Below are 15,322 nucleotides of genomic sequence, written 5' to 3' on the forward strand. Positions count from 1 at the left end.
TACAGTATGGAATTAGAAAAAAGCGAGATTGAAAGGAGAATTAAATGAAAAAGTTAATAGAAAAACTTGGCGCGTTTTTTATTGCATTAGCAATGATATTAGCTGTTTTCCCAACACAGGTACAGGCAGCCGCAACGGCTGAAACTTGGTTTGAGGCGGGTAAGTCAGCGGAAAAGGGAAAAGATTACCGATTTGTAGAAGACAGCAGTAGTCATGTGGTATCTGAAATTCAGGTTATGACAGCTACCGGATTAGGCTTCGTGTCATATTTAATGACCGGTGGAGTAACTGTGGATGGTGTAAATTATGGTACTGCTGAAGTTGGAGATGCGACAATCAAATTAATGAACGATATTGATTTAGCTGGCAAGCAGTGGGTTGGTATAGGTGGTATAGCTATATATAGTGGTACTACTCAAGCGACATATACAGCAACTTTTCCCGGTTCAAGTCCTCAAACTTCTGATTATTTTTATGCCCCTTCGACAGGCAGTAATATTGTAGACTTTAAAGGAAATTTTAATGGTAATGATAAAATAATCAGCAACTTAACTATTCAGCGTACATATAGCGGTGATAAAGATGGTACTGATGACTGGGGTATTTCAAACTTAAGTGGCTATAACGCATCTAAGAATGTGGGCGGATATTTCTTAGGTGAGAATTATTTTATGTTGAATAATGATGGTGAATTTAAGAATGTTACATTCAGGGATATTAATGTACAGATTATTGATAAATTCGTAAGCACAAATTTAATACCAATGGAGTCTTACTTAACCGACTACTACAGAGGCAGTGCGACGGGTTTTGGCTTGATAATGGAAAATCATGGCACTGTTTCAAATGTCAGTGCAGATGGAAATGTGACAATTTTATCAAGTATGCCTTTCTATTATGGTCTGACCGCAATCAATCGCGGAACCATTAGTAATGCAGCAATGAATATCAATGTTGATTTGTTATTGGCATCGGATAGCGGTCACCGATACGCTGGACTTCAGAGCACTCCGTCTGTCAAACTTAATGATGGCGTTATGCGCCGATATGCATTAATCAGCGGGATAGCTGGGATTACAGGTGAGCCAATTCCGAATCAAAGCAAATTAGATGGTCTGACTACATCATCAATAAAAAATTCAAGTGTAAGGGGAGCCTATAACTTGTATTATGCCGATGTCGATACATCAAGCTATCCTGTTTATGATGGATTAGAAGCATATAAGAATGCTCAGCAGTTATTTAAATTAGATTTGCTGAATGATACTCACGGATATTCCGGTTCATTAAAAGGCTTATTAACTAACTATGAATTATCTCTAGTCAGCGCTATTTCAGGTTCTGGATATAATTCGATCACTGTTGATTCAACAACTTATAACATCCAAGTAGGTGCGGATGAAAGCTATACAGGAGCTGCCGGTTCACTGCGGGGTAAGGATCTGAGCGGACTCGCCAATCCTTTAGAGACAATGAGTGTGAATTATACAGCAGAGCCAGGCTCAAAGGCTAAATTATTCTCTACTCCAGCAGAACCAGTTGTTGCCAAAACAGAAACCTTTACTTCATCAGTAGGCGGCGTAGTCGCTTCGGCTTGGAAACGTTTCTCAGATGGTGCGGCTACCAACAGCATTGAGATTCCTATCTATTTGACAACTGCCGGTGATATCAGCTATAAGGTTGAGCTCAACTGGGGTGATATGGAGTTTGTTTATGACCGCGGCAGCTATGATGCTGAAAAAGGTGAAACAGTCCCATCACAAGGCAATGAATTAGGCTGGAATGGTAATGATAATACAAACAATCTGATTAATGTTATTAATAAATCAAATGCATCGGTAAATGCAAAGCTGAATTTACAGCTGGATAAGAATTATTCAGGTGCATTCTATAAGGAAGCGGGTGCTGATAAGACCGGAAGTAATGAAAAAGATTACGCTGGCAAAGCATCTTACGCGGCAGGCACTTATCTGGCCTTATCAAGTGCCGGCGGCGGCAGTGACAGCCAGAATTTCTATCTGGTTATGGGCGGCGCACCAAATGGCAATTTAAGCAATGCTCAGATTGGTTCAATCACTGTAACTGTAACTTCACAGACTGCCAGCACTGACAGTACTAAGCTGACAGCATATTTGAATGATGATACTAGTACAACATATGCGGTTGATAGTGATGTTGAGGTTGGCGATGTGAAATTGATAGCTAATAAAACAATAACTGTCGCTGATAATATGACCATGACCTTATTTGGTGAATTGAATGCAAATGGCAATACAATAACTGTCAGCAATGAAAATACATTAGGTAAATTAACGCTGCATCCTGAATTCAGAGTTATAGGCAGTGCAGGTACTGTTTTGGACAGCACGAAGATGCTGATCAGCGGTGCTGAAACATTAAAAGCTAATGGTTTAGTATGGAAAGACAGCACAGGCAATGCAATCGCTGATCTCAGCACAACAGGTTTACAGGGAGATAATGTGAAGCTTGTTTATCTTGGCTCAGTTGCTGACTATCTGAAAGCTGCCGACTTGTCAGAAGTCTATCCAATCAACAGTTCAGAAACTGTGACGGCTGATGTGCTGAATGATGCAAATGTATTACAGCTGAATAACGGTGCTGTATTAACCATTGAAGGTACATTTACCGGCAGTGGAACATTACAGCTTAATGCTGGCAGCAATGGCAGTGTAATCTATAACGGAAATACATACCACGGCGCTGCAGATACTGTAATGATTATAGAATAAGCAATTAATTGAAAAGGCAAGAAAATTTGCCTTTTCATCAAAGCGTCTGAAGTTTTCAGGCGTTTTGATGAAAGCAGGAGGCTATTGTGAAAGAAAAAGACCGAAACCTTATCTATCGATTTTGTGAGCTGGGCGGCACTTATTTGCTGATTGCATTAATCTTTATGATGCCCATCAGCGTTATATTCCGGCAGATCTTAATGCGCGGTGAATATTTTCCAGTTGTACTTGATTTATTCAGCGCTGCCTTGCTTTTTATTACATTGATTAAACTGACCCAGGGGGTTATGCGGTTTAAGCAAAAGCTATTATTGATACTTTTGCTGATTGGGATTAGTTTGATCTTTCTGTCAGCACTGAATTCATTGAATCAAAGCTTTTCTTTTCAAGGTAAACCAAGCCGTTATGAAGGGTTCACAACATGGTGCTGTTACTTTACACTATTGCTTAGCAGTTTAAGTCTTTGTGAGGAAAAGCATCGCCGCTGGGTGTTGTATGCGATGCTGGGAGCTGGTTTAATCAACGGTATCTATACAATCATTCAATATTTTGAAATCATGCCAAGACTGACATATTACAGTGAGCTGTACCGTGAGGTAAAATTGGTGCCCGGTTTATGCGGCAATGCCAATTTTCTGGCAGCTAATATGGTAATGCTGAGCGGTATCGGCGCGGCTGGCTTTATAATGGCTCAAAACTGGCGGCAAGAATTGTTTTTCTTAGGCAGTCTTATGTTTTCCATAACTATTGTTTTAATGACGAAAGCAATGGGCGGCCTTTTGGGATTATGTGTTGTTTTTTTACTGATGATAACAGTCATGCTTAAGGAATGGAAGCGGCGTCCCCATTGGTGCATGGATTCAGGTCAGCTGACGATTTTAGGAACGGCTGCCATACTTCTTGTACTGCTTATTATGCTTGTGACAAATCACCCGTTGATGCAGCGTTTTATACAGCAGCTTCAGGATGGTTTGGGGCCGCTTTTGGGCGAGACAATCAGTGAAAAATCTGGCTCAGGCCGCTATCTGGTGTGGAAGAACGCATTAAATTTTATTCCACAAACATGGCTGTTAGGCAGCGGCCCTGATACATTTGGATTGCTTTATCATTCTGTTTATCCATTAAATAATGCTCAGTATTATGATAAGGCGCACAACGAATATCTTGAAGTTCTTTTAACCATGGGTCTGCCGATGCTGCTGTGTCTTTTGAGTATCTATGGCACTTGTTTGAAAAACATTCTTCAGCGCTTTATTAGCAAACAGGCAACCTGGGTTAGCGCCGCTTGTCTTTTTGCCGTTTGCGGCTATTTAGTTCAGGCTTTCTTCGGAATCAGCTATATGCTGAGTGCGCATCTTTTATGGATACTGCTTGGTTTGGGCACGGGACAGCAATTGAATGAGTCAAAAATGAGAAACTATGCGGACTGAACCTTTACTGAGTATTATCATTCCGGTTTATAATACCAAGCAGTATCTGCCGGCATGTATGCAAAGTGTACTGCATCAGCAAGCTTGTTTTGATTATGAGGTTATACTTGTGGATGACGGATCAACGGATGGCAGCTCACTGCTCTGTGATCAATATGCATCAGATTCTCCATTTGTACATGTGCTTCATCAAAAGAATCAAGGCTTGTCAGTGGCGCGCAACAATGGCTTAAAAGCATCAAGAGGATCGTATATCTTATTTTTAGACAGTGATGACTGGCTGGCGGATGAGCAGGTATTCAGCTGTCTGAACAAGTATTTGAAGGATCAAAAGGATGTGATTTTCTTTGAATCAAAGAAGGATATCAGCCATTGGTTCAATCGGACACCGCATGTATTAAAGCGTCTGCTTAATGCTGACACCCCTCAAAATCAGCTGTTTAATGAAATGATTCGATACAATTATCCACTTGGCTGTGCATGGAACCGGGTGTTGAAAAGAAGTTTATTGATTGATGGTGAATTATGGTTTGAAGCGAATACTTATTGTGAGGATATTGAGTGGAATGTGAAGCTGATGCGTTTAAATCCCCAAATCGCATTATGCCCGCATGTTTTGCATTGCTACCGTCAGCACAGCAATACAATTACTCAACGCTATGAACGCATCGCTGATGATTTTAAGACAGTAGTGCTGCGCTGTATTCATGATCATGAAGTAGGGAGTGAAAAAGCTGTGGATGCATTTCTTGCTTTTCAATATGCCTCATTGTTGGAGTTTGTTCCTTATCTGAGTGATGAAGGTCAAAAACAGACTGCCAGCGCAAAAGATATATTAAATTATGCGTCAGATAAAAAGGCAAAATGCTGCCGGCGGTTGGTTGCGTTGCTTGGTTATGAGCGTGCCTGCCGATTATTAAATCGATATTTATTAAGCAAAAAAGTATAAGCATCAGAGGAGATACGCGATGAAGAAAATTAGTATAGGGTTAATGATTTTACTGCTTTGCGGCTGTCAGTCAGCGTCGGTCAATGAGCTTCAGGAAAGCGTCTGTACGATGAATGCCGGCGGCGCGGCGGTCACAACTATTTTTGAACATGATGATAATTATGTGAAAACGCAGAAGAATGTGAATGTTGTCCAGTTGGATATGAGTGCGGTAAGCGCTGATGAATTAACGGCTACGGCAGAAGTAGCGGCAGCTATTTATCGCACTGTTAAGGGAATAGAATATAGCTATGAGATTGATGATCAATTCTTTATTGAGACATTATATATTGATTTTACAGCGGCATCGATTGAAGAACTGTCTGCTATCGGCATTGTCCGCAATGCTGATGAAACAACAACCCAAATCGGCATCAAGGAAACTTTAGCCATGAATCGTGAAATGGGTCTTGAATGCACAGAAAATGAATAAAAAGAGCTCGCGCTCTTTTATTTTGATTCATAGAGATTTTTAAGATCATCAAGCATATCCAGATGTTTGAAATCCTTATGATATACCATATTGATTTCACGGGTCAGATTCATGTTTTCAATCTGCAGTGTTACCAATGTTCCTTTAGCTATTTCACGGGTACAAGCGCTGTGAGCAATAATCGTAATACCAAAATTAGAGGCAACGAGTTCTTTAATCGTCGTGACATTGTCCAGCTCCAATATGATATTAAAATTTTTAATATGCTCATAGTGAGAGACTAACTGGTTCTCAAAAAGCTGCCGGGTACCTGCACTGCGTGAACGCAAAATAAAATTTTCTTTCTTTAATTCCTGTAAAGAGATGCTTTTTCGTTTACTTTTTGCGATTGGATGCTCCTTTGAAACAGCTACGCACAGGTAATCGGTATCTAAAAGTACCGAGGTAAATTTAGGATTGAAAAGATTTCCCTCCACAATAGCTAAATCTAATTCATAATTTTTTAACTTATCATAAATATTATTTATAGCATCTGTAGTTACATTGAAGTGAATATCATTGTGCATATTACAGTAGCGGGCAACAACATGAGGTACGATGGTTTCTTCAGCAGTCGGTGTCATACCGATATTTAGGCTGTGTACTGACATCCGGGTATCTTCAATTGCCTGCCGGCAGTTGTCGTTCAGCGCGCTCATTCGCCGGGCATATTTAACCAGAACCTCACCTTCCGGCGTAAGGACCAGTTTTTTCTTATCGCGGCGGAATAATTTTATTTTATAGTCTTCTTCCAGCAGCTTAATTTGATGGGTTACCGCTGGCTGAGTGAGTGCCATTTTTTTAGCGGTTTTGGTATAGCTGCAATTTTCAGCTAATGCCAGCAGTGTCATTACTTTAGGATCAATCATAGATGCGCCTTCTTTCAATATAAATATTTTTGATAAGCCTAATAAATATTATAATTAGATTTTATCACTTTTGGGACATATAATCAATTGTGTAAGGAGGGATAAAATGAATCAATTTCTATTGGCTGCGAATGCTGCGATTCAATCAAATCTGATTCTTGAGGTGGCCTTGCTGCTGTCTGCCGGATATCTGATGAGCCGATTGAGTAAGAAGCTCCATCTTCCTTATGTGACTGGGTATCTGCTGGCTGGTATTCTGATTGGCCCATCGGTTCTGCAGCTGATTTCATCAGAAACCGTAGCACGCTTTGATGTGATAACGGATATTGCGTTGGCCTTTATTGCATTTCAGGCAGGGCGTTTCTTTAATCTTAAGATTTTGCGTTCCAATGGCCGGCAAATGGTGATTATCACAATTATGGAAGCACTTGGGGCGGCAATTATTGTTACCTTGGTAATGTATTTTATTTTTCATCTTTCACTTCCTTTTTCTTTATTATTGGGTGCTATCGGATGTGCAACCGCACCGGCATCTACCATTATGACAATCCGTCAATATAAGGCAAAAGGAAACTTTGTGAATATGATCTTACAGGTAACGGCACTTGATGATGCTGTCGCACTATTAACCTTCAGTGCGTGCATGGCTGTGGTACAAGCGATGGATACGGGTGTCTTCTCAGCATCGGTGGTTATTGAGCCGGTGCTGCTGAATCTGGCGGCTGTCGGTTTAGGCATCGTCGGCGGGTATGTATTGAAACGAATCATAACTGAGGAGCGCAGTGAAGATTCTACATTAATTCTGTCGGTTATTGTTATTTTGACTTTAAGCGGTATCTGTACGGCTATTAATGTATCACCGCTGTTATGCTGTATGTGTCTGGGGGCAAGCTATATAAACTTCTCTAAGAATCAACGGCTTTTTGATCAGCTGAATAACTTCACACCGCCGATTCTGACATTATTCTTTGTCTGCAGCGGCATGCGCCTGAATCTGAGTTCATTAAAAGATGCGGGAATTATTGGCGTAGCGTATTTCTTTATCAGAATTGTTGGTAAGTATATCGGCTCCTACCTTGGCGGCAAGCTTACTCAAGCGGAACCAAGCATTACCAACTATCTGGGCTTGGCTCTGATACCGCAGGCTGGTGTCTCAATTGGGCTTGCTGCATTAGGACAGCGTCTGCTGCCGCCTCAATATGGAACCTTACTGACAACCATTATTCTGTCAAGCAGTGTTCTCTATGAAATGGTTGGACCTGCCTGTGCTAAGCTTTCACTTCACCTGTCACATTCGATACCAGGCAGTGAGAAAGAAGCGGATATGCATAAGAATATTGTATTGCCAAAAAGTGTACCGCATAAATCTTAATCAATAAAAGGAGCTGTGAAAAGCCCTTAATAAGCACACCCAATTCACTAAGAAAAGGGCGTGCTTTTTTTACCGGAACATCAAGGATTTCATTTTATGCAGCATAGGACATCTGCTTATTTATAATTCTGTCTCTATAAATAATCGTTATTGTATGCTATGATGAGGATAGGAAAATGAAGACCATGAACGGAGGTGTCCTATGAGAAAATCAGCATTGCTTCTATTATCATTAATTATTGCTGGCTGCAAACCTGCCTTGAATGAGCCGGTTCAAGAGGAAATCATCAATCAGGAACAAACAGAAATCAGCGGGGTTATCGCCCAAGTAAACCAGAATAAATTGCAGCTGGTGATGAATGGCGGCCACTTGCTTCAGGTTACGGTTGAAGATGGCTCACAGTATGAAATCAATGATTGGCTGACAATAACCAGCAATGCCCCTTTGGCAAAGAACGCGAGATATTACACGCTGCGTAAGGATGATGTGATTGAAAACAAGGGAAAACAACCGTTACAGCTGAAGACAGTTGATGATACACTTTATTTTGAGGGGCAGATTGGGTTGAATTACACACTTTCATCACAACAAAAGGCAGCCGATTTGTATGCTGGTAAGCCTTATTTAGTGGCTAGCGGCGGCAAACGTATTAATGCCGTTGACGATCAAAATGAGCGAGTTGCTTTCAATGGACAGTTGGACGGAGAGATCATGGCAGAGGATTATCCCGAACTGGTATCAGCCCATTATTACCTGATGATTGATGTTTATAATGCGATGGATGAAATCGTAACTACCACAGCTGCTCCAATCGATGTTCAAGCAACCCCTTATCAAACGGCACATATCCGAATTACAGAAATCAGTGATAATTATTTTATCGGCACCCTGCGCAATAATGTTTCAGGCTTTGCCATGAAGACTATGTTTAAGGTCAATTTGCCAAGTGATGAATTGATTAGTGAGGCGCGTAATGAAGATTATATGCTTGGTGATGAGGTTGTTGTCGAATACGATCAGCGGCATTTAATTGAGGACAATGACGGCATGGTGGAAATCACGGCAATGTGGCTGGAATGCCGCAGCAGTGATAACAGGGGAGCCGCTATGAAGCCGGTTATTTATCTCTACCCGCAGGTGCCGGTTAACTTTAAGGTATCCATTGATTATGACGGCCAGTTAACCACGACATACCCGGCTTATAAGGATGGCTGGCAGGGGATTGCCAATCCCGACGGTACGCTTCTTGTAGATGATCATGAATATTCTTATCTGTTCTGGGAAGGGTTTGATCATAATGAATATGATATGTCAAAGGGCTTTGTGGTTAAGGGTGAGGACAGTGCAGAGTTTCTGCAGAACGTATTAAGTCAAATGGGACTGCTGCCCAAGGAGTATAATGAATTTATCGTATACTGGCTGCCGCAGCTTGCTGACAACGCGTATAACTTGATTACTTTTCAGCAGGCAGACTACACTGATCATGCCCGTTTGACTATTGATCCAGAGCCTGATAGTGTTTTACGGATATTCATGGTTTATCAAGCATTGAATGAGCCAATTGATGTAGAAGAAATGGCAGTCGAACCATTTATCCGTCATGGCTTTACAGTCGTGGAATGGGGCGGTTGTGAACTGAAAACGACGCAGGCAAATTAAATCAATGAATCAGCGCATCCTAGCCGCTGATTTTTTCTCTTTAATGAGCATTTGCCTTGTTGTTTATAAATATAGGGAACATAATGAAGATACATGAAGGCTCATGCCAAAAGGAGGATCTTATGAATATCACAGAATCATTAAAACAGCGCCGAAGCTATTATCATATAAATAAAATACTGCCTGTCAGTGAAGAAACAATCATTGAACAGATTAAAGAAATCACTGAATTGGTACCCGATGCATATAACATGAAAAGCTCCATTATTGTTGTGGCGCTCAATGAACAGCATGATCAATTATGGGATATGATATATGAAGCATTTAATGGTAAAATCAGCAGGGAAAAGATTGACAGCTTCAAAGCTGGTGCCGGTACGATCCTGTATTTTTACGATCAGCAGGTCATTGAGACAATGCAGCAGCAATTTCCTTTATATGCTGATAATTTCCCAGTTTGGGCGAATCAAGCCAGCGGAATGCTGCAGCTCAGCCTTTGGAGCGGTCTGCGTGAATTAGGTATTGGCGCCTCTTTGCAGCATTACAATCCAATCATCGATGAGCAGGTTCATGAACTGTTTGCTTTGCCTAAGCAATATAAGCTGATCGCGCAGATGCCATTTGGCGGCATTGGTACTGAAGCAATGGCTAAGCCTAAGGAAGATATTAATCAAAGGGTGTTGATTCGCAGATAAATTTTGTGAGCAGGAAATCTTTAAAAGGGTTTCCTTTTTATATGTTTTGAATAACGCGTAATTTGTACTTTTTGCCAAAGTGAAATTAAAAAAGTTAAACTTTTTAGCACTTAAATGTTGACAGTGCTAAAATATGTGTTATACTACTATTAGCAATCGATTAGATAGAGTGCTAAAAAGGAGGACGATATTATGGATTTCAATCAATGTTCAGAAAGTTTACAAACAATACTCATGAATGCCATCAATATCGCAAAATCCTATAAACATCCGATGATAGATACTGTCGAATGTTTAAAAGCGATTTTTGAGAATGATGTGCTTGATGGTTTGTTTAAACGTGTCAATATCAATAAGCAGCAGGCATTAAATATAATTGACAATGAAATGCTGCGGGTAGCGGCGGTCAGTGACAGTTCTGAACCGCGCATCAGCAGTACGGTCAATGAGAGTATTATGGAAGCGGAGAAATGGAGTGAGGCTCATCAGGAAAGCTATATGAGTACAGCCAGCTTCTTCTTTGCCTTATTAAGAAATCGATCAACGATATCCAAACAGCTGGTGAAAGAGCTTAGAATTAATCTTTCACAGTTGGAGAATGAAGAAATTACACGCAGAGGGGGGAAGAAAATGGATACACAAACAAGTGAAAACAACATTGAAGCATTGGCTAAATACGGACGTGATCTCGTTAAGGATGTGCAGGATGGAAAGATTGATCCGGTAATTGGCCGTGATGAAGAAATCCGCCGTGTGATTCAGATTTTATCACGCAAAACAAAGAATAACCCGGTTTTGATTGGTGAACCTGGCGTTGGTAAAACGGCCATTGTCGAAGGTATTGCCTGGCGTATTATGAAGGGTGATGTACCTTTATCATTAAAGGATAAGAAACTGATTGAATTGGATATGGGTGCCTTGATTGCCGGGGCTAAATATAGAGGTGAATTTGAAGAGCGTCTGAAAGCTGTCCTTGAGGAAGTTAAGAATGCTGAAGGCGGTATTATCTTATTTATCGATGAGATTCACAACTTGGTGGGTGCCGGTAAGACGGAGGGCTCAATGGATGCCGCAAACTTACTGAAGCCAATGCTGGCCCGCGGTGAATTAAGATGTATCGGTGCGACTACTTTTAATGAGTACCGTAAATATATTGAAAAAGATGCTGCCTTGGAGCGCCGTTTCCAAAAGGTTACGGTTGCTGAACCAAGTGTAGAAGATACCATCTCTATTCTGCGAGGTTTAAAGGATCGTTTTGAAAGCTATCACGGTGTTAAGATTCTTGATGAAGCAATCATAGCCAGCGCTGTATTAAGCAATCGTTATATCACCGATCGCTTCCTGCCGGATAAGGCCATTGACTTGGTTGATGAAGCGTGCGCAATGTTAAGAGTTGAAATGGATTCAATGCCGCAGGAGCTGGATGAATTAATGCGTAAAATCATGCAGCTGGAAATTGAGGAGACGGCATTAAAGCAGGAAAATGATAAAAAAGCTCAGGAACGTCTTGTTGAAATTCAAAATGAATTAAAGGAATTGAAACAGCAAAAAGATGTTTTATATACAAAATGGATGGATGAAAAACGTGATCTTGAAGCCAGCAAACAGGATAAGGTTGAATTAGAGCGAGCAAAGCTTGATCTTGAACGGGCTCAGAATGAAGCTCGTTATGAAGAAGCGGCAAAGCTTCAATACTCAACAATTCCAGCCTTGGAAAAGAAGATTCAGGAAGCCAGCGATGCAATTAAGAATGATGCCTTGATTCAGGAAACCGTAAATGAAGAAATGATTGCGAAGGTCGTATCACGTTGGAGCGGCGTTGAAGTCAGCAAACTGGTTGAGAGTGAGCGGACAAAGCTTCTGCATCTTGAAGATGCGTTGCGTCAGCGGGTAGTTGGTCAGGATGAGGCACTGGAATTAGTCAGTGATGCAATCATTCGTTCAAAAGCACAAATTCAGGATGAGAATCGGCCGATCGGCAGTTTCTTGTTCCTAGGTCCTACCGGTGTTGGTAAGACAGAGGTAGCAAAAGCCTTAGCTGAACAATTATTTGACAGTGAATCTCATATCGTGCGTATCGATATGAGTGAATATATGGAGAAACACAGCGTCGCCCGTCTGATTGGCGCGCCTCCGGGATATGTCGGTTATGATGAAGGCGGTCAGCTGACGGAAGCAGTTCGCCGCAATCCATACTCAATCATTTTGTTTGATGAGGTTGAAAAGGCACATCCGGATGTCTTTAATGTACTGCTGCAGATTCTTGATGATGGACGAATCACGGATTCCAAAGGTGTAACTGTTGATTTCAAGAATACTTTATTGATTATGACAAGCAATCTTGGTTCACAATTCGCGTTTGATGCGGAGCATCGAAATGAGAAATACATGGAAGAAGTAAAGCGTTACTTCAAACCTGAATTTATTAATCGTATCGATGAGATTGTCGTATTCAATGCGTTAAATGATGACATGATGAGTAAGATTGCCCATAAGTTCATGAATCAGCTTGCCCAGCGTTTGGCTGCCAAGGATATTCATCTTGAGGTTACCGATGCCGTTTACAAGGAAATCGCAACGCAGGGTGTTGACCCAGTTTATGGCGCTCGTCCGATGAAGCGGTATATTCAAAGAAATATTGAAACTTTAATTGCCAGAAAGATTGTCGAGGGTGCAGTTGATAAGGATGAAACATGCGTCATTGACTGTGTGGACGGCGCTTATACGATTACTGCCAAGCATTAAATATATGAGCGGATAAATAGCTATATTTATCTGCTTTTTTTCATGATTTTAATGAATTGCTCCATACTACTGATAGAAAGTGAGGAACAATTATGTTTAAACATGAGAAGAAGTTATTACATAAAGTAAGAGTAGAAAAACCTAATCCACAGTATGCGGTATTGATGCAGGAGCAGTTAGGCGGCTGTAATGGTGAACTGAAAGCGGCAATGCAGTATTTATCTCAAAGCTTCCGTGCCAATGATCCGGTATTTAAAGATTTATTTTTGGATATTGGTACCGAAGAATTAAGTCATATGGAAATGGTAGCGGAAACGATTAATCTGCTTAACGGCGGTGATGTAGATTATAAAAAGGTAGGTGTCGGAGAAATTGAAACGATGGTTACCTATGGTCTGAATCCTGCTTTGGTCAACTCAAGCGGTAATCCATGGACAGCTGATTATGTAACTGTTACGGGTGATTTGGCCGCCGATTTATTGGCCGATATTGCCAGTGAACAGCGTGCTAAGGTCGTGTATGAATACTTATATCGTCAGATTGATGATAAATATGTCAAGGAAACAATTATGTTCTTATTGGAACGTGAAGAAGCGCATAACGCACTATTCTGTGAAGCGTTAAATAAGATCACTGATGATGGCAGCAATAAGAATTTCGGTATGAGTGAGGACAGCCGTTTATATTTTGATTTGTCTAAACCGGGCCGTTACTTTGATGACCCAGATCCAGAAGCAGTTAAGATTGATCGCAAGAAGAAAAGATAAATAAATGAAATAAGGAAGTGTTAAATTCATTGTATAAATGAAAGTAATGCTTCCTTTTGATATGCTGTGACTGGAAAATTTACCTGAGGGATCGGTATTATCTTGACGAAGAGGGTAAGATGCGTGTCAGCTGCTGGCTGGCATCAAGCAATGGCCGCTGGTACTATCTTGGCAGTGACGGCAAAATGGTCAAGAATCAATGGATCGATGGCTGCTTAATCAATGCAGAGGGGTTTTATATCAGTCCGCTTTTTAAGGCTTAATTATAAAAACTTTATACTAGGTATGAAAGATCCGCCGGCTGTCTTCATATACTATAAGGAAATAAACATTTCTTAATCTTCACATTCGATTTTTAGCCTTTACATTCTGTACGGTTCACGATAAACTAAAGACAGAGATTTAGAAAGGAGCTGTATGAGATCGAACTCTCATGCAATTGATAGGATGAGTAAAACTACGTTAGTTGTATTAGCAGCTGGTATGGGCAGCCGGTACGGCGGGCTGAAACAAATTGATCCCATTGGTCCTAATGGTGAAATTATTTTAGAATTATCCGTTTATGATGCAATTCAGGCAGGCTTTGACCGAGTTGTTTTTATCATTAAAAAAGAAATTGAAGCTGACTTCAAAGAAGCAATCGGCAATAAGCTGGCAGCTCATGTTGAAGTGGAATATGTATTCCAGGATCTTCATCATTTACCAAAAGATTATGAGGTTCCTGCCGGCCGCGTGAAACCGTGGGGAACCGCCCATGCGCTTTGGTGCTGCAAAGAGGTATTAGACGGCCCTTTTGCGGTTATTAATGCGGATGATTATTATGGGCAGTCCTGTTTTAAAGATCTATATGCATTCTTAAATAATGAAGCTAAAAGCCATCATTATGGCATGGTTGGCTATCTGCTGCGCAATACGATTACTGAAAACGGCAGTGTTGCCCGTGGTCAATGTGTGGTTAAGGACGGCAAGCTGGTGAATGTTGTTGAGCGTACCAGAATTGAAAAACGCAATGATAAGATTGAATACTATCTGGATAATGAATGGCATACACTGCCGGAGGATACGCTTGTATCAATGAATATGTGGGCCTTTACACCAGATATCATTGAGGAAATCGAGCATCGTTTTGATGCCTTCATGGCTGATGCTGTACCTGCCAATCCTTTGAAGAGTGAGATGTATATTCCTAATGTCGTTGGTGAACTGCTTCGAGAAGAAGCCGCTGATGTAGTCATGATGTCAAGCCGCGACAAATGGTATGGCGTTACTTATCAGGAAGACAAGGAAGGGGTTAAAGCCGGTATCCGATCACTGATTGATCAGGGCCGCTACCCACAGCCGCTTTGGAAATAATCTAAACTATCGCAAATGCGGTAGTTTTTTTGTATTATAGGAAATTGCATTTTCAAGCATCAAAGGTTTAATATCTCATCATGAAAAGGTATCTAAAAAATTACAAAAAACAGATGAAATCATCTTGTGAATATGGTATACTATGAGTAACAAAAAACAATCTATTTAATCATTAAATTCAACCTAAGCATCACCTAGTTTCCTTTGTATCAATCGAATCT

At 40.8% G+C, this 15,322-nt stretch carries 12 protein-coding genes; 11 read left to right on the forward strand and 1 reads right to left on the reverse strand.

The genetic code is table 11. The features are described from left to right. Positions 1-44: 44 nt before the first annotated feature. The 4 genes from DWZ33_RS12180 to DWZ33_RS12195 all read left to right on the forward strand — a co-directional run bounded on the left by DWZ33_RS12180 (position 45) and on the right by DWZ33_RS12195 (position 5,601). Positions 45-2,750, forward strand: coding sequence for a hypothetical protein (locus DWZ33_RS12180; RefSeq protein WP_118454999.1), 2,706 nt, complete (start codon positions 45-47; stop codon positions 2,748-2,750). Between the two features lie 86 nt (positions 2,751-2,836). Then, positions 2,837-4,180 carry an O-antigen ligase family protein gene (locus DWZ33_RS12185; protein WP_118455000.1) on the forward strand — a complete coding sequence of 448 codons (1,344 nt, stop codon included), beginning with the start codon at positions 2,837-2,839 and terminating at the stop codon, positions 4,178-4,180. Beyond that, positions 4,170-5,129, forward strand: a complete 960-nt coding sequence (locus DWZ33_RS12190) for a glycosyltransferase family 2 protein (protein ID WP_118455001.1) — start codon at positions 4,170-4,172, stop codon at positions 5,127-5,129. Before DWZ33_RS12185 ends, DWZ33_RS12190 begins: the two co-directional genes overlap by 11 nt. 19 nt (positions 5,130-5,148) lie before the next feature. Then, positions 5,149-5,601: a DUF1307 domain-containing protein gene (locus tag DWZ33_RS12195; RefSeq protein ID WP_022938265.1), complete on the forward strand. Its 453-nt coding sequence runs from the start codon at positions 5,149-5,151 to the stop codon at positions 5,599-5,601. Between the two features lie 17 nt (positions 5,602-5,618). On the opposite strand, the gene DWZ33_RS12200 is transcribed toward DWZ33_RS12195, so the two are convergent. Beyond that, positions 5,619-6,509 carry a LysR family transcriptional regulator gene (locus tag DWZ33_RS12200; protein WP_022938264.1) on the reverse strand — a complete coding sequence of 297 codons (891 nt, stop codon included), beginning with the start codon at positions 6,507-6,509 and terminating at the stop codon, positions 5,619-5,621. Between the two features lie 106 nt (positions 6,510-6,615). Here DWZ33_RS12200 and DWZ33_RS12205 point away from each other — a divergent pair, with 106 nt between their 5' ends. The 7 genes from DWZ33_RS12205 to DWZ33_RS12235 all read left to right on the forward strand — a co-directional run bounded on the left by DWZ33_RS12205 (position 6,616) and on the right by DWZ33_RS12235 (position 15,101). Beyond that, on the forward strand, positions 6,616-7,881 hold the full coding sequence (locus DWZ33_RS12205) for a cation:proton antiporter (protein WP_022938263.1): 1,266 nt from the start codon (positions 6,616-6,618) through the stop codon (positions 7,879-7,881). Between the two features lie 202 nt (positions 7,882-8,083). Next, positions 8,084-9,541 (forward strand): hypothetical protein, encoded by a 1,458-nt coding sequence (locus DWZ33_RS12210; protein ID WP_118455002.1) that lies wholly within the window; start codon positions 8,084-8,086, stop codon positions 9,539-9,541. A gap of 122 nt (positions 9,542-9,663) precedes the next feature. Next, a complete protein-coding gene (locus DWZ33_RS12215; RefSeq protein ID WP_118455003.1) occupies positions 9,664-10,236 on the forward strand; it encodes a nitroreductase family protein in 573 nt (190 codons plus the stop codon). 192 nt (positions 10,237-10,428) lie between these two features. Further along, positions 10,429-12,981 (forward strand): ATP-dependent Clp protease ATP-binding subunit, encoded by a 2,553-nt coding sequence (locus tag DWZ33_RS12220; RefSeq protein ID WP_118455004.1) that lies wholly within the window; start codon positions 10,429-10,431, stop codon positions 12,979-12,981. Between the two features lie 92 nt (positions 12,982-13,073). After that, entirely contained in the window at positions 13,074-13,748 is a 675-nt protein-coding gene (locus DWZ33_RS12225) for a manganese catalase family protein (RefSeq protein ID WP_118455005.1), read from the forward strand. 119 nt (positions 13,749-13,867) lie between these two features. Next, the gene (locus DWZ33_RS12230) at positions 13,868-14,011 is read left to right on the forward strand and encodes a hypothetical protein (protein WP_118455006.1); all 144 of its coding nucleotides are present in this window, start codon (positions 13,868-13,870) and stop codon (positions 14,009-14,011) included. Positions 14,012-14,165: 154 nt separating this feature from the next. Beyond that, complete coding sequence (locus DWZ33_RS12235) at positions 14,166-15,101, forward strand: nucleotidyltransferase family protein (protein WP_244925876.1); 936 nt, start codon at positions 14,166-14,168, stop codon at positions 15,099-15,101. Positions 15,102-15,322 lie beyond the last annotated feature (221 nt).

It is taken from the genome of Dielma fastidiosa, from assembly GCF_003475485.1.
Classification (GTDB): Bacteria; Bacillota_I; Bacilli_A; order Erysipelotrichales; family Erysipelotrichaceae; genus Dielma; species Dielma fastidiosa.

Bases quoted from the DNA above. Each gene is read 5' to 3' on its own strand.
- DWZ33_RS12200 (WP_022938264.1), bottom strand. From the start codon at position 6,509: ATGATTGATCCTAAAGTAATGACACTGCTGGCATTAGCTGAAAATTGC.
- DWZ33_RS12180 (WP_118454999.1), top strand. From the start codon at position 45: ATGAAAAAGTTAATAGAAAAACTTGGCGCGTTTTTTATTGCATTAGCA.
- DWZ33_RS12205 (WP_022938263.1), top strand. From the start codon at position 6,616: ATGAATCAATTTCTATTGGCTGCGAATGCTGCGATTCAATCAAATCTG.
- DWZ33_RS12195 (WP_022938265.1), top strand. From the start codon at position 5,149: ATGAAGAAAATTAGTATAGGGTTAATGATTTTACTGCTTTGCGGCTGT.
- DWZ33_RS12220 (WP_118455004.1), top strand. From the start codon at position 10,429: ATGGATTTCAATCAATGTTCAGAAAGTTTACAAACAATACTCATGAAT.
- DWZ33_RS12215 (WP_118455003.1), top strand. From the start codon at position 9,664: ATGAATATCACAGAATCATTAAAACAGCGCCGAAGCTATTATCATATA.
- DWZ33_RS12235 (WP_244925876.1), top strand. From the start codon at position 14,166: ATGAGATCGAACTCTCATGCAATTGATAGGATGAGTAAAACTACGTTA.
- DWZ33_RS12225 (WP_118455005.1), top strand. From the start codon at position 13,074: ATGTTTAAACATGAGAAGAAGTTATTACATAAAGTAAGAGTAGAAAAA.
- DWZ33_RS12190 (WP_118455001.1), top strand. From the start codon at position 4,170: ATGCGGACTGAACCTTTACTGAGTATTATCATTCCGGTTTATAATACC.
- DWZ33_RS12230 (WP_118455006.1), top strand. From the start codon at position 13,868: ATGCGTGTCAGCTGCTGGCTGGCATCAAGCAATGGCCGCTGGTACTAT.
- DWZ33_RS12210 (WP_118455002.1), top strand. From the start codon at position 8,084: ATGAGAAAATCAGCATTGCTTCTATTATCATTAATTATTGCTGGCTGC.